This window comes from Chryseobacterium sp. SIMBA_029 (genome assembly GCF_046535275.1).
GTDB lineage: Bacteria > Bacteroidota > Bacteroidia > Flavobacteriales > Weeksellaceae > Chryseobacterium.
Genome location: NZ_JAWRXA010000856.1, coordinates 1 through 235, shown reverse-complemented (window position 1 = coordinate 235; position 235 = coordinate 1). Strand labels below are relative to the sequence as shown.

1 protein-coding gene is annotated in these 235 nt (G+C 29.4%); it reads left to right on the top strand.

Annotated elements, in window-relative coordinates:
- Positions 1-235 (top strand): GTPase-associated system all-helical protein GASH (locus SB679_RS26305; protein ID WP_410705373.1); only part of this gene is annotated, 235 nt, incomplete at both ends.

Sequence of the window (235 nt, the reverse complement as noted above, 5' to 3'; positions counted from 1 at the left end):
GCTACTCTTGATCCAAATACTTCTGATACGGAACAAGTATTTATTGATACGGAGATTATAATTACAAAACATTGGGAAGCTCTAAGAGTTAGACATAATGAAATGCCCAAAAATATTATTAGAGGAGTAATTATTGCTGCTTTATATCAACTTGGTAAAAACAATAGTATTACGGCAAGGATAATTTATTTAACTGGGATTAATTTTTTCCCTTATTTAAAATTAGGAAGTGAGA